The organism is Lentzea roselyniae, assembly GCF_039537795.1.
Lineage (GTDB): Bacteria > Actinomycetota > Actinomycetes > Mycobacteriales > Pseudonocardiaceae > Lentzea > Lentzea atacamensis.
In genome coordinates, this window is record NZ_BAABBE010000007.1 from 70,040 (window position 1) to 93,229 (window position 23,190).

The 23,190-nt window shown below is 69.4% G+C and carries 17 protein-coding genes; 6 read left to right on the plus strand and 11 right to left on the minus strand.

Annotated features, from left to right (window positions below):
- The first annotated feature begins 52 nt into the window (after positions 1-52).
- Entirely contained in the window at positions 53-1,150 is a 1,098-nt protein-coding gene (locus tag ABFX45_RS14320) for an acyltransferase family protein (RefSeq protein ID WP_170154884.1), read from the plus strand.
- On the opposite strand, the gene ABFX45_RS14325 is transcribed toward ABFX45_RS14320, so the two are convergent.
- From ABFX45_RS14325 to ABFX45_RS14365, 9 genes are all read right to left on the minus strand, one after another.
- Complete coding sequence (locus tag ABFX45_RS14325; protein WP_109635731.1) at positions 1,113-2,813, minus strand: 1-deoxy-D-xylulose-5-phosphate synthase; 1,701 nt, start codon at positions 2,811-2,813, stop codon at positions 1,113-1,115. The two genes, ABFX45_RS14320 and ABFX45_RS14325, sit on opposite strands and share 38 nt — an antisense overlap.
- Complete coding sequence (locus tag ABFX45_RS14330; RefSeq protein ID WP_346130233.1) at positions 2,803-3,744, minus strand: 4-hydroxy-3-methylbut-2-enyl diphosphate reductase; 942 nt, start codon at positions 3,742-3,744, stop codon at positions 2,803-2,805. Before ABFX45_RS14330 ends, ABFX45_RS14325 begins: the two co-directional genes overlap by 11 nt.
- Before the next feature lie 10 nt (positions 3,745-3,754).
- A complete protein-coding gene (locus ABFX45_RS14335) occupies positions 3,755-4,789 on the minus strand; it encodes a family 2 encapsulin nanocompartment cargo protein polyprenyl transferase (RefSeq protein WP_346130234.1) in 1,035 nt (344 codons plus the stop codon).
- Positions 4,790-4,815: 26 nt separating this feature from the next.
- Entirely contained in the window at positions 4,816-6,216 is a 1,401-nt protein-coding gene (locus ABFX45_RS14340; protein ID WP_346130236.1) for a family 2B encapsulin nanocompartment shell protein, read from the minus strand.
- A 36-nt stretch (positions 6,217-6,252) separates the two neighbouring features.
- Positions 6,253-7,260 carry a terpene synthase family protein gene (locus ABFX45_RS14345; RefSeq protein WP_346130238.1) on the minus strand — a complete coding sequence of 336 codons (1,008 nt, stop codon included), beginning with the start codon at positions 7,258-7,260 and terminating at the stop codon, positions 6,253-6,255.
- Positions 7,253-8,332, minus strand: a complete 1,080-nt coding sequence (locus tag ABFX45_RS14350; protein WP_112226043.1) for a terpene synthase family protein — start codon at positions 8,330-8,332, stop codon at positions 7,253-7,255. The genes ABFX45_RS14345 and ABFX45_RS14350 overlap by 8 nt, the downstream gene beginning before the upstream one ends.
- Positions 8,333-8,335: 3 nt before the next feature.
- Positions 8,336-9,742, minus strand: a complete 1,407-nt coding sequence (locus tag ABFX45_RS14355; RefSeq protein WP_346130241.1) for a family 2B encapsulin nanocompartment shell protein — start codon at positions 9,740-9,742, stop codon at positions 8,336-8,338.
- A 403-nt stretch (positions 9,743-10,145) separates the two neighbouring features.
- Positions 10,146-10,616, minus strand: coding sequence for a heme-degrading domain-containing protein (locus tag ABFX45_RS14360; protein ID WP_112226041.1), 471 nt, complete (start codon positions 10,614-10,616; stop codon positions 10,146-10,148).
- On the minus strand, positions 10,613-11,620 hold the full coding sequence (locus ABFX45_RS14365; RefSeq protein ID WP_346130243.1) for a Gfo/Idh/MocA family protein: 1,008 nt from the start codon (positions 11,618-11,620) through the stop codon (positions 10,613-10,615). The genes ABFX45_RS14360 and ABFX45_RS14365 overlap by 4 nt, the downstream gene beginning before the upstream one ends.
- Before the next feature lie 36 nt (positions 11,621-11,656).
- Between ABFX45_RS14365 and ABFX45_RS14370 the strand changes: the two genes are divergently transcribed.
- The 5 genes from ABFX45_RS14370 (at position 11,657) to ABFX45_RS14390 (ending at position 18,411) form a co-directional block, all read left to right on the plus strand.
- On the plus strand, positions 11,657-12,631 hold the full coding sequence (locus ABFX45_RS14370; RefSeq protein ID WP_346130245.1) for an ROK family transcriptional regulator: 975 nt from the start codon (positions 11,657-11,659) through the stop codon (positions 12,629-12,631).
- A 114-nt stretch (positions 12,632-12,745) separates the two neighbouring features.
- Positions 12,746-13,540, plus strand: a complete 795-nt coding sequence (locus ABFX45_RS14375) for a helix-turn-helix domain-containing protein (RefSeq protein ID WP_109635751.1) — start codon at positions 12,746-12,748, stop codon at positions 13,538-13,540.
- A 2-nt stretch (positions 13,541-13,542) separates the two neighbouring features.
- Entirely contained in the window at positions 13,543-13,941 is a 399-nt protein-coding gene (locus tag ABFX45_RS14380) for a VOC family protein (RefSeq protein WP_346130247.1), read from the plus strand.
- A 67-nt stretch (positions 13,942-14,008) separates the two neighbouring features.
- Positions 14,009-17,410 (plus strand): S8 family serine peptidase, encoded by a 3,402-nt coding sequence (locus tag ABFX45_RS14385; protein WP_346130249.1) that lies wholly within the window; start codon positions 14,009-14,011, stop codon positions 17,408-17,410.
- 146 nt (positions 17,411-17,556) lie between these two features.
- Complete coding sequence (locus tag ABFX45_RS14390) at positions 17,557-18,411, plus strand: methyltransferase domain-containing protein (protein WP_346130251.1); 855 nt, start codon at positions 17,557-17,559, stop codon at positions 18,409-18,411.
- Here ABFX45_RS14390 and ABFX45_RS14395 read toward each other — a convergent pair.
- Both ABFX45_RS14395 and ABFX45_RS14400 read right to left on the minus strand, forming a co-directional pair.
- A complete protein-coding gene (locus tag ABFX45_RS14395) occupies positions 18,380-20,041 on the minus strand; it encodes a DEAD/DEAH box helicase (protein ID WP_109635762.1) in 1,662 nt (553 codons plus the stop codon). The genes ABFX45_RS14390 and ABFX45_RS14395 overlap by 32 nt on opposite strands.
- A gap of 38 nt (positions 20,042-20,079) precedes the next feature.
- Entirely contained in the window at positions 20,080-23,187 is a 3,108-nt protein-coding gene (locus ABFX45_RS14400) for a phosphodiester glycosidase family protein (RefSeq protein WP_346130254.1), read from the minus strand.
- Between the last annotated feature and the right edge of the window lie 3 nt (positions 23,188-23,190).

Here is a 23,190-nt window from a genome sequence, read left to right on the forward strand (position 1 = left end):
TTGCGCGAACGGTCGCTGGCGTCAGCACACGCCGAAGCGGACCATGGAAAGCGTGAGATTGTCCGCTGTGGACAACCTGAAGGTGATCCTCGTGGCGTGGGTCATCGGCGGCCACGCGCTGCTGGGCTACGCCGCGATCGGCGGCTGGCCGTACGACGAGGTCAACGAGGTCACGTTCCACCCCGGCGTGGAGACCGCGCTGGCGGCGTTGATCGGGCCGTCCGGGTTGTTCTTCATGGGCACGTTCTACTTCATGGCCGGGATCTTCACGCCCGGCTCGATCGAGCGCAAGGGCACCAGGAGGTTCATCACCGAGCGGCTGGTCAGGCTCGGGACGCCCTGGGTGGTCAGCGCCGTGGTCGTGTGGCCGACGTTCGTCTGGATCGCCTACAACGGTGCCGGGCAGCCGGTGTCGTGGTGGCACGCGTTCACGCACAGGGATCCGTTCCTGGACAGCGGGTCGCTGTGGTTCGTGGGTGTGTTGCTGGTGTTCTCGACGGTGCTGGCGTTGGGGCCGCCGGTCAGGGAACGCGCCATCACCACCAGGACCGTCGTCGGCATGACGGTGATGGTGGCGGGCACGACGTTCCTGACACGGCTGGTCTTTCCGGCCAGGAGCGGGCAGGTCGGCGATCTGCACCTGTGGTGGTGGCCGCAGTGCCTCGGCATGTTCCTGCTCGGCGCGATCGGTGGGCGCAAGCTGGCAGAGCGGGTGCCGGACGAGATCTACCGGGCGTGCCGCAACGTCGTCATCGGCACGATCGCGGTGCTGCCGATAGCGGCGGCGCTGCTGGGTGTTCTGGACCTCGCCAAGAACGCCGAACCGTTCCTCGGCGGCTGGCGGTGGCAGGCGCTGATGCTCGCGCTGGCAGAAGGAGTGCTGGTCGTCGCGGGCAGTTTGTGGCTCATCGGGCTGGCGCAACGCAGGCTGACCGGCCAGAAGCCTCTCGCCGAAGGGCTGGCGCGGTCCGCCTACGTCGCGTTCGTCGTGCAGGGCCCGATTCTGCTGAGTCTCGCCACTGCCATGCGGCCGCTCGAACTGCCGGCCGAGGTCAAGGCACCGGCGGTCGGTGCCGGGGCGATCGCGTTGTCGTTCGCGATCGGGTGGGTCGTCACTTCACGCCGAGGCGCTTCAGCACGCTCGTCGTGATGCCGGCCGCGTCCAGGCCGTGAGCACGCAGGATGCGGGCGCGTGAGTCGTGTGGCAGGAAGCGGGGCGGCAGGGCGAACGTCGCGACGCAATGCCCCGGTAACGCCTGGCCCAGCCGCGCGCCCAGCGCACCGGTCGAGGTCGTGTCCTCCACCGCGAGCACCAGGCGGTGCCGGCCGCAGTACTTGACGAGGTGCGGATCCAGGGGAGCGATCCACCGCGGGTCGACCACGTTGACCCGGACGCCGTGCGACGCCAGCTCGACAGCCGCCGCCAGGCACGGACCAGCCAACGGGCCGACCGCGACCAGCAGCACGTCGGCGTCGGGAACCTCGCGCAGTACGTCGAAATGGCTCACCCGGCGCAACGCCGGTACATCGGGCCCGGCCGAAGCCTTGGGATAGCGCACGACCGTCGGGCAGTCGGACACCTCGACGGCCTCGCGCAGCAACGCGGCCAGCGAAGAGGGATCGCGCGGGGCGGCCAGCCGCAGGCCGGGCACGACGGGCAGCACCGACGCGTCCCACATGCCGTGGTGCGACGCGCCGTCCGGGCCGGTCACACCGGCACGGTCCAGCACGAACGTCACGGGCAACCGGTGCAGCGCCACGTCCATCAGCAGCTGGTCGAACGCCCTCGACAGGAAGGTCGCGTAGACGGCCACGACCGGATGCAGCCCGCCCATGGCCATGCCGGCGGCGGACGTCACGGCGTGCTGCTCGGCGATGCCCACGTCGAAGACCCGCGAAGGGAACTTCGACGCGAACGGCCGCAGCCCCACCGGCTCCAGCATCGCCGCGGTCAGGCAGACGACGTCCGGACGTTCCGCGCCGATCGCCACGATCTCGTCGGAGAACGCGTCGGTCCAGGTGCGGCCGCCAGTAGCTCCGGAAGCGCCCACCGCGTGCATGCGGTCGGCCTCGTCGGTTTCAGCGGCCTCGTAACCCTTGCCCTTCACGGTCTTGCAGTGCACGACGACCGGCCGGCCCAGTGTCTTGGCCTCCCACAGGGCGTTCTCGACGGCGTGCACGTCGTGGCCGTCGACCTCGCCGATGTAGGCGAGGCCCAGCGCCTCGAACAGCCCGCGCGCGGTTCCGGCTGCCAACGAGGCCGCGAACCCGCCCGCGGTCGGGTCGTAGGAGCGGCCGTTGTCGTTCAACAGCACCACGACCGGCCGGGAGGAGCCGCCGATGTTGTTCAACGCCTCCCAGCACATCCCTCCGGTCAGCGCGCCGTCACCGACGATCGCGACGACCCGGCGATCGGTGCCTGACAGCTCGAAGGCCTTGGCCAGACCGTCCGCATAGGACAGTGCGGTCGACGCGTGCGAGTTCTCGATCACGTCGTGCGCCGACTCGGCCGCGGACGGATAGCCGGACAGGCCACCGGCCTGCCGCAACGAGTCGAAGTCGGTGCAACGCCCGGTCAGCATCTTGTGCACGTACGACTGGTGCCCGGTGTCGAACAGCACCACGTCGACGGGCGAGGAGAACACCCGGTGCACCGCGATCGTCAGCTCGACGGCACCCAGGTTCGGGCCGAGGTGCCCGCCGGTCCGGTGCACCCTGGAGATCAGGAACGACCGGATCTCCGACGCCAGCGGGCACAGCGCGGAGGACGGGAGCGCCCGGACGTCAGCGGGCGAGGTGATGTCAGCCAGCACGGCGCACCGCCAGCGGCAACGTGAACGAGATCGTCTCGGTCGCCGTCGTGTGGGTGGCGACCGTGACGGAACCCAAGGACCGCAACGCGGAAACCACCTCGTCCACCAGCTCCGGCGGTGCCGAGGCACCAGCCGACAACCCCACCGTCGACACCCCGGCGAGCCAGGCCGGGTCGATCTCCGAGGCGTCGTCGATCAGGTGAGCCGGCGTGCCACCGCGGGCCGCCAGCTCCACCATCCGCACCGAGTTGGAGGAGTTCTTCGAACCCACCACCAGAACCAGGTCCGACCGCGCGGCCACGTCCCGGATCGCGACTTGACGGTTCGTCGTCGCGTAACAGATGTCATCAGAGCCGGGCCCACGCAGCTGCGGGAACTTGCGGTGCAGAGCCTCGATCACGTCCGCCGTCTCGTCCACGGCGAGCGTCGTCTGCGTCAGATACGAGACAGGGCCCGAGACGTCCAGCGCCTCGACGTCCTCGACGGTTTCCACCAGCACCGTCTGGTCGGGCGCTTCTCCCAGCGTCCCTTCGACTTCCTCGTGCCCGGAGTGTCCGATCAGGATGATCGTGTCGCCGCGCTCGGCGAAGCGCCTGGCCTCCGAGTGCACCTTGGTCACCAGCGGGCACGTCGCGTCCAGCACGTCCAGAGACCGGGACACAGCCTCAGAACGCACGGCAGGCGACACCCCGTGTGCGGAGAACACGACCGTGGCACCAACGGGCACCTCGGAGAGCTCGTCCACGAACACGGCGCCGCGAGCCTCCAGCGACCGCACCACGTGGACGTTGTGCACGATCTGCTTGCGCACGTAGATGGGGCCGCCGCGCTGGTCGAGCAACCGTTCCACGATCTCGATGGCGCGCTCCACCCCGGCGCAGAACGACCGGGGTGAGGCGAGCAGCACCGAACGCGGCGGGTGTTCCGTCATCGAGTGCCCTTCAGTGGTCTCGGTGGGTGACCAGTTGAGCGAGGGTGCCGAGCTCCACCGCCGCACGTGCGGTCGGGGAGGCCTCGCCGAGATGGAGCAGTGCCCGCGTGTGCAGCTCGTCGGCCTGCTGCTGGCTCCACGCCCGGCCACCGGCCGCGTCGACCAGGGAAGCCGCCCGCGCCAGCGTCTCGGCGTTCATCTCCTGCGAGCCGAAGTAGAGCGTCGCCAGCTCCGCCGACGCCGGAACTCCGGCGGTCAGCGCGTGCACGACGGGCAGGGACTTCTTGCGGTTGGCCAGGTCCGAGTGCGCGGCCTTGCCGGTCACCGCCGGGTCGCCCCAGATGCCGAGCAGGTCGTCCACGTGCTGGAACGCGAGACCCAGTTCGGCGCCGTAGCCGCGCATCGCTTCGACCTGCTCGTCCGTGCCGCCGCCGTACAACGCGCCCAAAGCCGTTGAGGCACCGAGCAGAGCGCCCGTCTTGCCCCGCGCCATCTGCTCCACTTCGGACACCGCTACGTCGGCACGCGTCTCGAAGTCGAGATCGAACGCCTGGCCGTCGAGCAACGCCGCCACGGCGTCACCCAGCGTCCGGATCGCCTCCAGAGTGCGCGGATGCCCGGACGCCGCGAGCACGTCCACCGCCAGCGCCTGCAGCGCGTCGCCGGCGAGTATCGCCGCGTTGACACCGAACACGGTCCACGCCGTGGCACGGTGGCGGCGGGTCGTGTCGCTGTCCATCACGTCGTCGTGCAGCAGCGAGAAGTTGTGGATCAACTCCACCGCCACCGCCGCAGGGACGGCGCGGGAGGCGTCGCCTCCGACGGCCTCGGCCGCCAGCAGCACCAACGCCGGGCGGATGGCCTTGCCGCCGTTCTCCAGCACCGGGTTGCCGTACTCGTCGCGCCACCCGTGGTGGTATTCCGCGATCGTGCGCATCGACGGGGGCAGCTGTTCGACGGCCTTGCGCAGAGCCGGGAGCACGAGGCCCCGGCTCCACGCGAGCACCTCGCCGGCTGGTCTTCCGGCCGCGAGAGGTTCGGTCATTTCCCCAAAGAACTCGGCGGTCATGACTAGAGACCGATCTCCACGTTCTCCAGCACGCCCAGGGCGTCCGGCACCAGCACGGCGGCCGAGTAGTACGTCGACACCAGGTACTTGAGCATCGCGTGCTCGTCGATGCCCATGAACCGCACGTTCAGGCCGGGCTCGTACTCGTCCGGGATGCCGGTCTGGCGCAGGCCGACGACGCCCTGCTTCTCCTCGCCCAGCCGCATCGCGAGGATCGACGTGGTGCCGTTCTTGTTGACCGGGATCTTGTCGCACGGCGCGATCGGGATGCCGCGCCACGACTGCAGCTGCTTGCCCTCGACCTCGACCGTCGGCGCATAGAGCCCGCGCGCCGACAGCTGCCGGCCGAACGCCCCGATCGCCTTGGGGTGCGCCAGGATCAGCCGGGTGTTGCGCCGCCGCGAGATCAGCTCGTCCATGTCGTCCGGCGTGACCGGGCCGGAGCCGGTGCTGACCCGCTGCTTGAGGTCGGCGTTGGCGAGGAGGCCGAACTCCTTGTTGTTGACGAGCTCGAACTCCTGCCGCTCGCGCAGCGCTTCGATCGTCAGCCGCAACTGGTGCTCGACCTGGTCCATCGGCTGGCTGTAGAGGTCGGCGACGCGCGTGTGGACGCGCAGGATCGTCTGCGCCACCGAGAGCTCGTACTCGCGCGGCCGCAGCTCGTAGTCCACGAACGTGCCGGGCAGCACGGGTTCGCCGTCGTGGCCGGACGCGAGACGGATCTCCGCCTCACCGTGCTTGTTCGCCGCTCCGGCCGGGCTCGCCAGCTGCTGCGCGATGTGCTCGCGCAAGGGCTCGATCTGCCCGTTGAGCTGGTTGAACGTCGCCCGTGACAGCACCACGACGGTCGTCGGCGTCAACGCACGTGCGGTGAACTCCCACGTTCCCTCGACCCCGGCGAGGATCTCGTTGTCACCGAAGTGCTCACCGTCCGCGATGGTGCCCAGCGCCACCTCGTCGCCGTACTCGCCGCGACCGGTCTTGGTGACCTTGCCGTGCGCGATGACGACGATCGAGTCGGCGGGGTCGCCGCGTTCCGCGATCACGTCGCCCGGCTCGTACTCGCGCTGCTCGAAGCGGTTGGCGAGCGCGGTGAGCGCGGCCTCGTCGTCGAACCCGCGCAGCAACGGGAACTCGCACAGCTCCTGCGGCACGACCCGCACCTCGGAACCGACGCTCGTGAACGTGACACGACCATCACCGACGGCGTAGCTCAGGCGCCGGTTGACCCGGAACGCGCCGCCCTTGGTCTCGACCCACGGCAGCATGCGCAGCAACCACCGGGGCGAGATGCCCTGCATCTGCGGCGCGGACTTGGTGGTCGTCGCGAGGTTGCGGGCTGCGGCGGTGGAAAGGCTCAGCTGCTGGTCCTCGACCCCAAGACCCGGATCGGTAACAGTCACTGCGAATCACGCCAATCTGCTTCAGCGGAAGTGGAACTAGCGAACGAGGGCTGCGGCGGTGCCGAGCCCGGTGGGGGAGTGGAACGACCTTCGGGTGGGAGTGGGGGAGAAGCTGAACCTGCGGGATCTCTGCGTCCAGAGCAGCTCACCGGCGAGCCACGACTTGAGCGCCTCGACGTACCGCTGCAGTGCGGCCTGCGCCTCCGTGCCGAGGTCGTACTCGGCCGCGATGGACGGCAGGTCGCCGATGATCGAGCAGATCTGCCGCAGCCGCGCGGCGATCAGGTCGGCGACCACGTCGGCCGCCTGCTGCAGTTCACACTCGAAGAACTGCTGCACGGCCAGCACCGCGCTGGTGGTGCTGGCACCGGTGGCGTAGGTGTGGCCGAACCCGACGATCTCCTGGCGCAGCGCCGGAACGTCACCGAACGAGTCGACGAGCGCCCGCATCGTGCTGTTGCGCAACAACTCCGCGGGCAGCTCGGCGCCGACCGACTTGCGCGCCAGCTTCGCGGACAGGTCCGTGGCGATCGACCGGCGCCGCATCTCCACGAGGTCGATCGGGTCGGGCACCCTGCCCTGGGCGGTGTTGTGCAGCTCCCACAGCAGGGCGTCCAGGTACTCGGCGAGGTGCTCCTGGTCCTCCGCGTCCAAAGTGGACCGGGAGACCAGGTCGGCCAGGCCTTTCTCCGCGGGGTGCAGCGCCGGAGCGGACCCGGTCAGCACCGACTTGAGCCGGGCGGCGAAAGCCTTGCCGCCCACGACGTTGCGCGTGCGGAGGAAGCCGTCCCGGAACGCGTCGCTCACGTAGAAGCCCCACGTGTGCCAGTCGCTGATGTGCTTCAGGTCGTCCAGTGACGCCGTCGGATGCGTCAGCGGCGCGAAACCGCCGTAGTCCGCCGCGTCGTAGAACGCCTCGGTCCACGGCGCGCCGTTCAGCATCCCCATGTCCCGCACCCACGCCCTGGTGTGCTCGCGGACGCGGTCGACGTGCGGCGAAAGCCGTGCCGCGAAAGGCATGTCGAACACAGGAACCTCAACCACGAGCCACCCCCAGCCACGCGGCGGACGTGCCCAGGCCGGTCGGCCCGCGCAGGATCGTGCGGAAGAACGCGCTGTTGCCGGCACCCGAGTCGGTCTTGGTGTAGCGGCCGGCGTGCAGGTGCCACTCGTGCCCGCCGGACTGCCAGTCCTGCAGGCCCTTCACGTACTTGAGCACCCGAGCCTGCTCCAGCGGGTCGACGCCGTGCTCGGAGAACAGCAGCGGCAGCTCCGTGAAGACCGTGTTCTCGAACTGGTGCAGCCGCGAGGTCAGCAGGGTGTTCACCGCCTCGACCGCGGTCTGCGTGTCGTGGCCGAAGAACTTCTCGAACACGAGGACGCCGTTGGAGTTCTCGCCCTCGCGCTGTACCTCCCGCTCGTACGAGAAGATGTCGTTGCGCAGATGGATGGCGTCGGAGAACGTGTCGGAGAGCACCCGCAACGGCCGCGTGCCCGCGATCGACGCGGGCACCTCGGCGGCTTCCGAGACCTCCACGAGGTTCGCAGACCAGGGCGCGCCGCCGACCTTGCGGCGCATCTCGATGTACTCGATGGGGTTGGCGACGGTGCCGGTCGCCATGTTCTTGATTTCCCACATGCACTCGAGCAGCAGGTTGTGGGTGCTCGTGGTGAACCGGCGCCGCCAGTCCTCCGACATCAGCGGGATGGTCCGCTGCCAGAGGTCGACGAGCCCGCGCTCGGTCGGGTTCCGCGGCTCCGGCGACGGGTCGGTGCCGTTGATGGGCATGAACGCGGGCAGCCGGTCGAGGTACGCCTTGGCTCCCGCAACGTCCGTGTTCTGTTTGAACTCCGCAAAGAACTCGTCGTCGAAGTAGAACACCCAGACGTACCAGTCCGTGATGAGGTCGAGGATCTCCGCGGGCGCGTCCGGGTGGGTCCACGCGCACATGAACCCGTAGTCGTCGCCCGCGAGGATCTCCGGAGTCCACACCCCGGTGTCGAGCATCCCCATGTCCCGCGCCCACTGTGTCGAGTGGACGCGGGCACGTTCGAGGTGGGGGTTCATCCGTGCCGGGTGCGGCACGTAGAACTCCGGCATGGTGAAGGACGCCAACGTCTAGCCCTCGCGACCGAGCTCGACGTGCTCGAGGACACCGATCGCGTCGGGCACCATGATCGCGGCCGAGTAGTAGGCGCTGACCAGGTAGTTGATGATCGCCTGGTCGTTGATGCCCATGAACCGCACCGAGAGGCCCGGCTGGTACTCGTCCGGGATGCCGGTCTGGTGCAGGCCGATGACGCCCTGGTTCTGCTCGCCGGTGCGGATCAGCATCACCGACGACGTGCGGGTGTCCGAGATCGGGATCTTGTTGCACGGCAGCACCGGGATGCCGCGCCACGCCGGCACCTGCTGGCCGTGGAAGTCGATGTGCTGCGGGTATACGCCGCGCTTGTTCAGCTCGCGGCCGAACGCCGCGATCGTGCGCGGGTGGGCGAGGAAGTAGCCGGGGTCCTTCCACACGATCGACAGGAGCTCGTCGAAGTCGTCGGGCGTGGGCGGGCCGGTGCGGGTGTGGATGCGCTGCTTGAGGTCCGCGTTGTGCAGCAGGCCGAACGACCGGTTGTTGACGATCTCGTGCTCCTGGCGTTCGCGCAGGGCCTCGATCGTGAGCCGCAACTGCTGCTCGACCTGGTCCATCGGGTTGTTGTAGAGGTCCGCGACACGGGTGTGGGCCTGCAGCACCGTCTGCGCGACGCTCAGCTCGTACTCGCGCGGCGAGAGTTCGTAGTCGACGAAGGTGCCGGGCAGCACCGGCTCGCCGTCGTGGCCGGCGGCCATGTCGATCGCGGCCTCGCCGAAGTCGTTCTGCGGCTTGTTGCGGCTGTTGTAGGCCTGCTGGATGTGGGCGCGCAGGCCGCCGGCCTCGCCGTTGAGGGCCTGGAAGTCGTCCCAGGACAGCGTGAGGACGGTGACCGGGGTGACGGCCCTGGCGGTGTACTCCCACTCGCCCTGCGGCCCGGCCAGCACGGTCTCGCCGAAGTACTCGCCGTCGGCCAGGTTGCCGAGCACGGTCTCGCCGCCGTACTCACCGGTGCCGATCTTGTCGACCTTGCCGTGCGCGATCAGCACGACGGTGTCCTTCGGACGGCCCTTCTCGACGATGAGGTCGCCGATGCCGAACTCCTGCTGCTGGAAGCGGCCTGCGAGCGCGGCGAGGACCGCCTCGTCGTCGAAGCCCTTCAGCAGCGACAGCTCGGTGAGCTCGGCCGGTACGACGCGGATGTCCGCGCCGATGTTCGTGAACGAGACGCGACCATCGCCCAACGTGTAGGTGAGACGGCGGTTGACGCGATAAGCGCCACCTGCGGCCTGGACCCAGGGCAGCACCTTGAGCAGCCAGCGGGAAGTGATTCCCTGCATCTGCGGGACGGACTTGGTGGTCGTGGCCAGATTACGAGCGGCGGCCGTACCCAAACTCAGCTGCTGACGGCCCTCATTGAGGTCAGAATCCGTCACAGTCACAACCCACACCCACCTATCTCAATGCGCTAATGGACCAATCCGATACGCCGGAACGGACGTTAGTTCGCGCAATTGAGAGCTGTGAAGGGGCCAACAAGGCGACATTCGGGTGGGTGCCTTACGCCTGTAGATGCTACGGAGCGTACAACTGATGGCCCGCGCAACTGCCTTCGCATCGGCAGAAGGGTGACTCCGTCTCTATTCGTAAATGGGTGGAATAGGGCACTCGTTTGGCCCAGTAGGATCACCCTTTTGTTCGCACGGGTGAGGCATGTTCGGATGCTATACAACACCACCCCGAGTGGATGTGAAGCCACTCGAAGTGATGTGTACCAATACAACATTGCGCCTCTTGGTGCCACTCCGGACTGGTGTCGGGATTTTGTACCAAGGACTATTCGTGCTATTGCGCGTCGCGCGAGTTCAGAAACGATTCCAACTGAGTGACGACGAACGCGTGGTCCTCGGCCTGCGGCAGCCCGGACACGCCGACGGTGCCGACCGGGCCGGTGCCGCGGACGATGACCGGGAAGACGCCGCCGTGCGCCGCGTACAGGTCCGGGTCGAGCCGCGACTCCGCCTCGAACGTCGTGCCCTTCTCACGGAACGAGGTGCCCACGTAGAACGAGCTGTGGCCGAACAGGTCGACCACGCGGGCCTTGCGCTCCAGCCACCTGTCGTTGTTCGGCGCGGTGCCGGGCAGCGAGGCGTGGAAGAGCTTGTGCCCGTTGCGCTGCACCGAGATCGCGATCGGCAGGCCCTGTTCACGGGCCGCGGCCAGCAGGTGCAGGCCGAGGTCGATCGCGACGTCGTTGCCGAAGCGGGTGAACTGCAGGCGCCGCTCCTGGGCGAGGAGCTCTTCGCTCGTGGTCACAGGGTCACCACCCGGTTCTCGCGCGCGGAGGTGAAGGCGGCCTCGATGACCTCGAGCGCGTACACGCTCCCCGCGGGGTCGACGGGGATGCGGCCGGCCTGCAGCTCGGCGTAGAAGTGTTCGTACGCGCCGAGCTCGACGGGCACCTCGACCGTCTGGCCGAGGACGCCGAGCTGGCCGCTGCGGGTCTCGTAACCCCAGTTGGCGTCGGTCGGGCGGCGACCGGCGTCGAGCGCGTCCTCCTGCTCGTCCAGGCCGCTGATCACGAACGCGCCCTCGCTGCCGAGCACGCGGAACCGCGGCCCGTGGTGGGCGGCGTGCGCGCTGGCCCACAGGTGGGACCGGACGCCGTTGTCGTGCGTCAGCGCCACGAACACGTCGTCGTCCACCTGCACGCCGGGCCTGCGCAAGTCCAGCTCCGCGTAGACGTTCGAGACCGGGCCGAAGAGCTGCACCGCCTGGTCGACGAGGTGCGCACCGAGGTCGTAGAGCAGGCCACCGGCCTCCTCCGGCGCGCCGGACTCGCGCCAGTTGTCCCAGATCTCCGGCACCCAGCGCTCGTATCGAGACTCGAACCGCCGAACTTCGCCCAGCTGGCCGATGATCTTGCGGACGGTGAGGAAGTCGCTGTCCCAGCGGCGGTTCTGGAAGACCGTGAGCGGCACGCCCTTCGCCCTGGCCGCGGTCACGAGATCGTTCGCCTCGGCGCTGGTGGGCGCGAACGGCTTGTCGACGACGACCGCGACACCCTTGGCGATGGCTCGCCGCGCGTACTCGACGTGCGTGCGGTTCGGGGTGCCGACGACGATCAGGTCGAGGTCCAGCTCGAACAGCTCGTCGGCGGTCACGATCTTGGCGTCCGGGTACGCGGTACGGGCGTGCGCCTGCCGCTCCGGGTTCGCCGTGACGATGGCGACGAGATCCATGCCCTCGGTCGAGGAGATGAGCGGGGCGTGGAAGACCCGTCCCGCGATGCCGTAGCCCAGCAGTCCGACTCGTGTCATGCCCCGATTAAAACAACGCTGTTGCATAATTGCTATGTGGACCTCACCTCACTGCGTTCGCACAACGACCGGACGGTGCTCCGCCTCGTTCGGTCAGGTGCCCTGAGCAGGGCTTCCATCGCCGCCGAAGCTGGGCTGACCCCGCAGGCGGTGTCGAAGATCGTGGCGCGGCTCATCTCGGCCGGGCTGCTGGAGGAGACCGGTGCGGTCCGCGACGGCGGCCGTGGCAAGCCGCGGATGTCGCTCCAGCTGGCCGCCGGCGGGGCGTTCGCGTACGGGGCGTACGTCGACCGGGACGAGCTGCGGGTGGTGCGGCTCGACCTGACCGGTGAGGTCGTGTCGGCGTCCGTCGTGCCGCTGGCGCCGATGTTCACGCCTTCCGACGTGCTGGAGGTGTTGGCGTCGCTGATCTCGGCCGATGAGAAGGTGCTCGGGCTCGGCATCGGGATCGCCGGTCCGCTGAACTCCCGCGACGGGGTCGTGGCCCCGAACGGTCTGCCCGGCTGGTCCGGTGTTCCGTTGCGGGAGCTGGCGGAGGAACGACTCGGGCTGCCGGTCGTCGTGGACAAGGACACCAACGCCGCGGTGCTGGCCGAGGCCTGGCGGAGACCGATGGAGGACGCCGCTCTCGTGCTCGTCGGCACCGGTCTGGGTGTCGGGCTGCTGCTCGGCGGAGAGGTGCACCGGGGCGCGCGGTCGGGCGCGGGCGAGCTCGGGCACACCACGATCCAGCTGGACGGGCCGCTGTGCGTGTGCGGGCGGCGCGGGTGCGTTGAGGCCGTGCACGCCGTTGCGAGCGGTGAGCAGGCGGCTCGGGTGCTCGCGGCCGCCGTGCAGAACCTGGTGCAGCTGCTGGACCTGGACCAGATCGTCCTGAGTGGACGGAAGGTGCTGGAGTCCCCTGAGCTGTACCTGCGCGCGATGCCCGGGCTGGACGTGAGCGTCACGTCGTACGGCGCCGATCTGGTGCCGGTGGGCGCTGGGCTGCTAGTGCTCGGCGAGTTGTTCTAGTGCCGCGACAGCCAGCCTTCGCCGCGTGTTCGACGCTCAGCGGCACCACGATGCGGCCGTCTGACCGCCGAACACGGGGGCAGAACTGACTGCAACGGCACTAGCATCGAGGACGTGGACGTCGAGCACGTCGTCGGTGCGCCGCACCCGAGGCTGCGGCCGTTCGTGACGCGGTACTCCGGGTATCGGCTGCGGTCGGAACCCGGCATCCACCGCGGCCTGCCGTCGCGTTCGCTGACCCTCGTCGTCACCGTGGACGGCACGGTCGACCTCGACCAGGGCAGGTTCGCCACGCTGTGCGGCGGCCTGCACGACGAGGCCGTGATCATCACCCACGACGGCTTCCAGCACGGCGTCCAGTGCGACCTCACGCCGTTGGGCGCGCGGGCGTTCTTCGGACTGCCCGCCGGCGAGCTGGCGGCGACCACCGTGGGGCTGGACACGCTGGACGCGCCGGCCGGTGAGCTGCGCGAACGGCTGCAGACCGCGACGACGTGGCGGGACCGGTTCGCTCAGCTCGACCTCGTGCTGGGACGGTTGCTGCGGCCCGTGAAGCAGCAGGTCGAGGTCGCGTGGGCGTGGCAGCGGCTCGCGGCGGGGGCGACGGTCGGGGAGATCGCCGCCGAGGTCGGGTGGAGCAGGCAGCACCTGAGTGCGCGGTTCGCTGCGGAGTACGGGCTGACACCCAAGGTCATGGGCCGCGTCATGCGGTTCGAGCGGGCGAACCGGATGCTGCGCGGGCAGCGGCGACCGACGCTGACCGAGGTGGCCGCTGCCTGCGGCTACACCGACCAGGCGCACTTCAACCGGGACTGGCGGGCGTTGTGCGGAGCCACCCCGACCGAGTGGATGGCGGCAGAGCTTCCATTCGTACAAGGCGGTGAGGCGTCCGGCGTCGCAGAGTGGTAGCCATGACCACACTTTCACCTACCTGTTGGCCCACGTTGTCCTATCAGGACGCCCCCGCCGCGATCCGCTTCCTCGTGGAGGCGTTCGGGTTCTCCGAGCACCTCGTCGTGCCCGGTGAAGCCGAGGGCGAGGTCGTGCACTGCGAGATGGTCTGGCCGGAGGGCGGCGGAGTGATGCTCGGCTCCACCGTGCGTTCGGCCGGTGAGGTCGAGGCGACCGCGGCCGGCGCCGGGTCCGTCTACGTGGTGACCGACCGGCCCGACGAGATCCACGCGCGGTGCATGGCGCGCGGGGCGACGGAGATCCGCGGGCTGCGCGACGAGGACTACGGGTCGCGCGGCTTCACCGTCGCCGATCCCGAGGGCAACCGCTGGAGCTTCGGCACGTACCGCGGTGCGTGATCCGAGCAACCTTTTCCGAACGTCTTGAGTCTCCTGGGGTGAGAGGTTCACATCCAGGGGAGGACAGGTGCGCCGAGCGCGCTGTTTGATGATCGCCGTCCTCGCCGCCGGGCTGCTCAGCCCGGTGGCGACGGCACAGGCGGAACCGCCCAGAGCTCAACTGGGGACGACCAGCACCATCACGCTGATCAGCGGTGACAAGGTGGTCGTGAACGAGCGGGGAGAACTGCTCGGGGTCGAGGGGCGGCCCGGCATGCGGTTCGCCCAGTACGTGCGGGACGGCCACCAGTACGTGGTGCCGGCGGACGCCGTCGACGCGGTTGGGCAGGATCGCGTGGACAAGCGCTTCTTCGACGTCACGGCGCTGCACTCGTTCGGCTACACCGACGACAAGATCGACCGGATCCCGGTGCTGGACAACCGGTTGCGCGCGGCAGCGGCGGTGCCGAAGAAGGAAGCCGAGCAACGGTGGAAGCAGCGGGCCACCGCGCGCAGTGCCGGAAAGCTCTGGCTGAACGGCAAGGCGAAGATCTCGCTGGACCAGAGCGTGCCGATGGTCGGCGCGCCCGCAGCCTGGCAGTCCGGGTTCGACGGCACCGGCGTGACCGTCGCCGTGCTCGACACCGGCTACGACCAGAACCACCCCGAGCTCGCGGGCGTCGTGGCGGTCTCGAAGGACTTCACGCCCGCCGGCATCCAGGACGACATCGGCCACGGCACGCACGTCGCCGCGACGATCGCCGGGCGCAGTGACAAGTACTCCGGTGTGGCGAAGGGCGCGAAGCTCGCGGTCGGCCGGGTCTGCGAGGCCGACTGGTGCGAGGAAAGCGCCATCCTGGCCGGCATGGACTGGGCCGCGCGCGAGGCCGGGGCCAAGGTCGTCAACATGAGCCTCGGCAGCCAGATGGCGTCCGACGGCACCGACCCGATGTCGGTCAAGGCGAACGAGCTCACGGCCGAGACCGGTGTCCTGTTCGTGGCGGCGGCGGGCAACTCGGGTGACCGCGTCAAGGTCGGCGGACCGGCGGCCGCCGACGCGGTGCTGGCTGTGGCGAACCTGACCAAGTCCGGCACGGTGAACGAGTGGTCGTCGCAGGGGCCTCGGCACAAGGACTTCGCGGTCAAGCCGGATATCGCGGCACCGGGTACGGACATCGTGGCCGCGCGGGCGGCGGGAACGCTGTGGGAGTACTACGTCGACGACCTGCACGCGAAACTGACCGGCACGTCGATGGCGGCGCCGCACGTCGCCGGCGCCGCGGCGATCCTGGCTCAGCGCAACCCCTCCTGGACCGCAGCCGAGCTCAAGGCGCACCTGATGGCGACGGTGAAGCCCGTCGCGGACACGCCCGCGAAGGCCGGCAGCGGCCTGCTGGACGTGGGCCGCGCGGTGTCGCAGCAGGTGCGCGCGGACGTCGGCAGCCTGTCGTTCGGGTTGCTGGAGTGGCCGCACACCAAGACGTTCACGAAGACGATCACCTACTCGAACTCGGGTTCGGAATCTGTGTCCCTGGCGCTGCAGCACGATCTCGGCGCCGACTTCACGGTTCCGGCCGCGGTGACGGTTCCCGCCGGTGGCACGGCGGTGGTCGACGTGGTGCTGGACCCGCGCAAGGGCAACGGCACGTTCTTCGGGCACATCAAGGCTTCCGGCGGCGGCGTCTCGCTGACCACTTCGGTCGGTGCGTACGTGCAGGAGGAGCGCCGCACGTTGACGCTGTCGATGACCGGCCGCGACGGCAAGCCGGTCCCCGACGAGTTCGTGGTGCTGGTCAACATGGCCACGCAGGAAGCATCGATCATGGAGATCACCGACGGTGTCGGCACGGCGCGCATCGGCGTGGGGGACTACGCGGTGCTCGGCCGGATCGACGAGAAGACGGCGAACTACGCCTGGTTCACCCCGGTGTCGGCGACCGAGGTGGCCGGTCGCGTGTCGGTGACCGCGGACACGACGGTGACGCTGGACGCCAGGCAGGGCAAGCAGATCAGCGTCCAGCTGCCCGATGACAAGTCCGAGGTGTGGTACCGCCACGCCGACCTGCGCGTGCCGTGGAAGCCGGGCCGGATCAACGGTGTCGCCAGCATCATCGACGGCCGGGTGCCGTTGTACGGCCTGTCGTTCGGCGCGGCGCTGCCGGAGCTGACCTACGAGTCGAGCCTCAAGGGCGGGCAGCCGCTGATCTCGGTCGTGGGCGGGTTCCCGGTGCTGTACTGGGAAAGCAGCACGTACCTGAAGCCGGGCGATCACGCGCTCGACGTGGCTGAACGTGGCACCGACGTGCGAGGCAAGCTGGCGCTGGTGCGCACGTCCGGTGAGGAGAGCCCGCTCGACGTCGCTCGTGAGATGCAGCAGGCGGGCGCGGTCGCCGTGTTGTGGGCAGGCCCTGTGCCGTTCCCGGCCAACGAGCGGTCGGTGATCCCGGTGATCGCGGTGGCGGAACACCACGTGACGGTCACGCCGTCGCGGCTGACGTTGCGCGCCATCGCGGGGTCGCCGGTGTCCTACACCCTGTACCTGCAGGACAAGGGTGCGTTGCCGGCCGGAACGCGGCAGATCCGCCACTCCGAGCTCGCCGAGGTCAAGGCGCGCTACCACACGTCGGGTCCGGACGGCTATGTCGGCCAACGGAACTACCCGGTGGTGAACGGTGAGCCCAAGCTGAGCATCGGCGCCCTGGACGAGGACCTCATGGGTCCGGTGCAGCGCACCGAGTACTACTCGGCGGGCAACGGCGTCGGCTGGTTCCACGAGGGCTTCGAAGGCGCCACGTCCTGGGCGGACCTCAAGGCGGTCACCTACGCACCGGGCGAGAAGTACGAGCGGTCCAACCACCGCGCGGTCGCCTCACCCCGCTTCGGCCGTCCGTCGGCCGTGACCTGGTCGCTGGGCGGCGGCGTCGACAGGGCCGGCGACATGATCAGCGTGCGGATCTCCCCGTTCGGTGGCTCCACGTGGGTGGAGAACTGGCGGAACAGCGGCTACGGCTCGGTGGAACTGCGGCACAACAACGAGGTGGTGGGCATCGTCGACTACCGGCAAGGCTCACTTCCCGCCGCGGCGAAGGACGGTCGCTACCAGCTGACGCTAAACGCGGCTCGCGACACGCCGGCGTTGTCGAAGAACGTGCGGACGACCTGGGAGTTCTCCGGTGCTGCGAGCGGCAGGCTGCCGTTGCTGGAGGTCGACCACACGCTGCCCGTCGACCTGCGCAACAGCTGGAAGGCCGGTGCGCCGATGCCGGTGAAGTTCACCGCGTCGCGTCAATCCGGGGCCGGCAAGGCCACCATTCGTGAACTTCGCGCCTACGCGTCGTTTGACGACGGTGTCAACTGGGTCCCGGTGAAGTCCATCGTGCCCCCTGGTGGGGCTCCTGGGGGTTACGTGTCGCTACGCGTGGTGGCTGAGGACACCGACGGCAACACGGTCGACCAAACGGTCGTGCGGGCTTACCGCCTGCGGGCGTAACCCGGCGGCCATCCGGTCGTTGTAACTCCCTGCGGCACCTGCCTTGCTGTGCGCGAGACGAAGAAGGACGCGGCGTCTCGCGGCCCGAGGCAGGTGCCGCCATTTTCGGTGGCCCGTTCTCAGCGCTTGTGGTGGCATGTCGAGCCATGGGGACCTTCGAAGACCTGGTGGCAGAGGGGGACGCGGTACCGCTGGAGGGCTGGGACTTCTCCTGGTTCGACGGCCGCGCCACGGAGGAACGCCCGCCGTGGGGCTACGCGTCGCAGATCGCGTCGAGGCTGGCGGCCGTGTCGTCGGCGCTGGACCTGCAGACCGGCGGCGGCGAGGTCACCGCCTCCGCACCCGTGAAGCCGCCGCTGCTGGCCGCCACCGAGTCGTGGCCGCCCAACGCCCGCGTGGCGGCCCGGAACCTGCCGGAGGCGTTCGTCGTCCAGGCGCCGGACGAGGGCCCGCTGCCGTTCCACGACGAGATGTTCGAACTGGTCATCAGCCGGCACCCGGTCGTGACGCCGTGGGCGGAGATCGCGCGGGTGCTCAAGCCCGGCGGGACCTGCTTCTCGCAGCAGATCGGCGAGGGCACGAACCGCGGGCTCACCGAGTTCATGATGGGGCCGCAGCCGGTCGGCGACGCTCGCGCCACCGAGCGGGCGCGTGCCGAGGCAGAGGCGGCAGGGCTGGAGGTGCTGCAGCTGGAGTCCGTGGCGCTGCGCGTGGCGTTCTTCGACGTCGGCGCGGTCGTCCACTTCCTGCGCAAGGTGCTGTGGACCGTGCCGGGGTTCACGGTGGAGAAGTATCGGGACCGGCTTTTGGACATGCACGAGCACATCCAGGAGCACGGGGAGTTCGCCTGCACCTCGACGCGGTTCCTGATCGAGGCGCGCAAGCCCTGGCGCCCGACGGTTCGAAGCCAGGTGGGGACGAAAGCGGGCCCCGGCTGTGCAGCCGGGGCCCGGATCCGAACTCACCGCACTAGCGGGGCTGACGCTCCCGGCGGACCGTGACGCGCTTGCCTTTGATGGTCGCGTCCCGCAGCGACTCGATCACGTCGTTCGCGGCCGCGCCCGGCACCTCGACCAGCGAGAAGCGGTCCGCGATCTCGATCGCGCCGATCTCGCGGCCCTTCAGCTTCGTCTCGCCGGTGATGGCGCCGACGATGTCCTGAGGGCGGATGCCGGACGAGCGGCCCGCGCCCAGGAACAGCCTCGTCATGCCCTCGGACGGGCCACGGCGCTCACGGCGCGGGCCGGCGGGGGCACCGTCGCGGCGGGGACGGTCCTCGCGCGGGCGGACCTCGGGGATCTCCTCCTCGTCGGCGGCGGCACCCGAGGCCTCGTGGGCGAGCTTCACGGCGGCGAGCGCGATGTCCATGACGTCGAACTCGTCGGCCAGGGTCTCGACGACGACGCGGAACCGGGAGAGGTCGTCCTCCATCAGCGACTCCTGGAGCGACGAGCGGGTCAGCTCCAGCTGCCGTGCCCTCAGGTCGGCGACCGTCGGGACCTTCTCCATCGGGATCTTGGTCTTGGTGACGCGCTCGATCGTCTTGAGCATCGAGTTCTCGCGCGGCTCGACCAGGGTGATCGCGACGCCCTCGCGGCCGGCGCGGCCCACGCGGCCGATGCGGTGCGTGTACGCCTCGGGGGCGGACGGCACGTTGTAGTTGACGACGTGCGTGAGCTGCTCGATGTCGAGGCCGCGGGCGGCGACGTCGGTGGCGACCAGCAGGTCGGCGGTGCCGCCGCGCAGACGGGCCATCACGCGGTCGCGCTGCTCCTGGCTGATGCCGCCGTGCAGGGACTCGGCGCGGTAGCCGCGGCCGTTCAGCGTCTCGGTGAGCTGGTCGACCTCGTCGCGGGTGCGGCAGAAGACGACGGCGGCGGTGGGCGCCTCGACGTCCAGCACGCGGCCGAGCGCGGCGGGCTTGTGGTCACGACGCACCAGGTACGCGGTCTGCCGGACGCGCGGGGCCTCGCCCGGCTCGGTCTTCTCGCGCTCGATCTGGATCAGCACCGGCTCGCGCAGGTGGCTCTTGGCCATGCGGTCGATGCGCGGCGGCATCGTGGCCGAGAACAGCACGGTCTGCCGGTCGGCGGGAGCCTCGGCGAGGATCGCGTCGATGTCCTCCGCGAAGCCCATGTCGAGCATCTCGTCGGCCTCGTCGAGGACGACGATCTGCAGGTCGCCGAGCTGCAGCGTGCCGCGCTGCAGGTGGTCGATCGCGCGGCCCGGGGTCGCGACCACCACGTCGACGCCGCGGGACAGCTCGCGCAGCTGGCGGCCGATGGGCTGGCCGCCGTAGATCGGCAGCACGCGCGCGCCCATGTGCCGGCCGTAGCGGTGCACGGCCTCGCACACCTGCACCGCCAGTTCACGGGTCGGCGCGAGCACGAGGGCGAGAGGCTTCTCGCCCTTGCCGATCCGGTCGGCGATGCGTTCGAGCAGCGGGAGCGCGAACGCCGCCGTCTTGCCCGTGCCCGTGGCGGCCTGCCCGAGCAGGTCGTTGCCCGCGAGCAGCGGCGGGATCGCTTCGCTCTGGATCGGCGTCGGCTCCTCGTAGCCCAGCGTGGTGAGTGCGGTGAGGATGTCGGGCCGCAGCCCCAGGTCGGCGAAACCGTTGTCGGCGGTGGTCATGGGCAGTATCTTCCCTCACCGCCCGACATCGCACTCACTCAGACCGGGCTGACGCGTACTCCGGTGCTGCGCGTCACTCCGTTCACCGCGACCGAGATCGTGATTTGACCAGGCCTGATCGCGGTCAGCAGGCCTGCAACCGGGTCGAGCCACGCCACGTGCCACGGCCGGACACCGGACGAATCGCCCACGTGCAGGCCGGGTGATCCCGCCCACACCGCGCTCATCGGGTACTTCACCGGCAGCGTCCGCGCACCTTGTTTCAACGTCGCCGCAACCTTTTCCGGACTGCCGAACCTCAGGTTCGCCGGAGCTTGGACGTGCAGCGAGTCCACGTGCGGCCGGATCTCCGCCTTGATGTTGTTCTTGGTGACGCCGACCAGGGTCCAGCCGGTGAACCCACCCTGCTCGGCCGGTGCCTTGCCGGAGTTGCCGTTGACCACGTGCGGCACGCCGTCCACTGTGGACGCGAAGAAGCCGCCGACGTGCCCGCCGATGAACGCCGTGGGCTTGTCCCGTTCGGACAGCAGCCGCTCGAAGTAGGCGGCCTCCATCCGGTCGGCGAGCTGGCTCGTGCGCGCGGGCGAGGGGTCGCGCGGCGGGTGGTGCATCATCACGACGGCCTGGCCCTCGGCTGTCCGGAGTGCGTTCCTGAGCATCTCCATCTGCTCGAAGCCGCCGCCTCGCAGCGTTTCCGTCGACGAGTCGAGCAGCACGAAACGGGTGCCCTTGTGGTCGAAGGTGCGGTGGGTGGCACCGAACTCGCGGCGGAAGTTGTCGATCGTGCCCGGCCCCATGATCTCGTGGTTGCCCGGCACGTAGTACCAGGGGAAGTCGCCGAGCTCCTCGGTCAGCACCCGTCGTGCCAGCTTGAGGTCCTCCGGGGAGGCCTCGTCGACCAGGTCGCCGTTGATCACTACGAACTCGGCGCCGGAAGCCTTGATCTCCCTGAGCGTGCGCCGGGCGGACCTGACCAGGTCGCTGTCCGGGTTCCTCGCCACGAACTGGGCGTCGGACATGACCGCGAACTTCCATCCGCTCGCCTGGCCGATCACGTCATCGCGCAGCTCTGGTGCGGGCGGGAGTGCCACCGGTGGCGGGACCCGTGCGGTGATGTCGTCGACGATCACTTCGCCCTGGTACGAGCGGTCGGCCTTCGTCTCGATCGCGGTGAACCTGGTGACCTCGACGGGGAACTTCAGCTCGGGCGGGACCGCGACCTCGAGCTGTTTCCAGCCGTTCCAGGTGATGTACGGGCCGTAGAGCGATCTCGACTGGCCGCTCGCGTCCTTCACGGTGAACGCGGTCCACTCGCCCTTGCCGCTGCCGTGCACCCAGGCGGCGAGGGAGAGGGGCTGTCCGTTGACCTGCAACGGCTTCGGCGGGACGGCGTAGGCGGTGCGGGTGCCGGTCGACCGGGTGAAGTCGTAGCTCAGCTTCAGGCCCGTTCCGGTGTGGCCGTTCGGTTCGGCGGACACGGAACCGGTCGCGCGGGCCGATCCGAAGGTCCACTGTGGAGCATCGTTCTCAAAGGTGGCGATCGGCTCGTCCTGCACGCCGACCGTGACCGCTACCTGGGTTTCCTCGCCCTGTGCTCTGGCCTTGATCGTGGTCGCACCGGGTCTGAGCGCTCTGATCTGCAGGTCTGCCGTGACCTCCACGATCTGGCGGTCGTAGCTGAGGTCCAGGTCGGCCCGTTCGATCTTCGCGCTGAAGCTCCTGGCGTCGAAACCGTTGATCTGCAACGGCTTCTGCTCGTTCATGCCGAGGCTGATCCGCGAGCTTGCCGGGGCGATCCTGGAGAGCTTGCCCAGGACGGTCAGTTTCTCGGTCTTGGCCGTGCTGCCGCGGAAGGCCGTGAACGACGCGGGTCCCGGCTGCGGTGCCGCGTGGAAGGTGTCGCCGATGGCCCAGCCGCCGGTCGCGCGCGTCACGTGCTCGTTGTTGGTGGCCGGCCCGAACGTCTCGTCGTAGCCGTGCACGGTCATGCGGCGGGTCATGCCGGGGAAGACGCGTTTGTCGTGCGTGTCGACGTTGAACCCGACGAGCCTGCCGGAGCCTTGCGGCGCGTAGAGGGCGAGACCGTTGGGGATCGGGCGCTCACCGCCGTCCGAGGGCGTGTTGACCACCTTGAGCTCGGTGGTGCCGGGTTCGCGGGCGAGCATGGTCGACGAGCCGCCGCCGTCGAGGTTGAGGGCGTTGTGCGCACCGAGCTCGATCATGGCGTCGGCGAGGTCCCTGAGGTTCAGGCCGGGCAGGTACGGGCTCTGCCGCCCGTCGACGGTGAGCATCACCATCTTCTTGCCGTCGGCGGAGAACCCGACCGCGGTGCGCGGGTGCAGCGGGTCGTCGGGTGCGACGTTCCTGCCGTTCTCGACGAGCAGGTGCCGACCGCCGATGGCTGTCGTCGGCACGCTGCCGTTGCTGGTGCGGCTCTGGTAGGCGACGTGGACCCGGTCGCCGGGCTTGAGCTGCCTGAGGACGTCCGCGCCCTTGTCCCTGCCCACCAGCGCGTAACCCTGGACTGGTTTGTCGCCGGGTTCGCCGATGGTCTCGACGACGTCGTCGCGGACGATCACTTCTGCCGTGTTGGTGGCACCTTGCACAGCGCGCGCCCTGCTGTAGGTGCCCCACAACGGGTTGAAGACGCCGATCCCGTCCACGTCGATCTTCGCGTTGTTGAGCTGCGTCAGCTTGTGCGTGCCGTTGAGCGTGCCCTCGAAGAAGGTCTCCATCACGCTGCCGATGCCGGCCGCGTCGATGCCCACCGCGCGGCCCTGCCCGGACTTCCTGAGCTGGCCGTCCTTGATGCCAACACCTTGGGGTGCGTTGGAGTTGTTGATGTCGAAGAAGTCGCCGTTGATCGCCGCGACGGCTCTCGACGCCTGCTGGGAGAGGGGAGCGGCCTGGGTGACGCTGCCGGGGTCGACGTACCCGACTTCGGCCTTGGTGAGGTCGACGGCGAGCGCGTCACCGCGGATCCAGCCGCCGGGCTCGTACCAGTCGAAGGAGCTGAGTGCGACGCCGGGAGCGACGGGTCTCTCCGTCCGCTCGGTCTCGATGCGTCTGGTGATGTCGGCGTGAGCAGGGGAAACGGGCGCAAGGAGCGCCGCGGTGATGATCACCGCGAGTGCACGTCTCGTCACGCC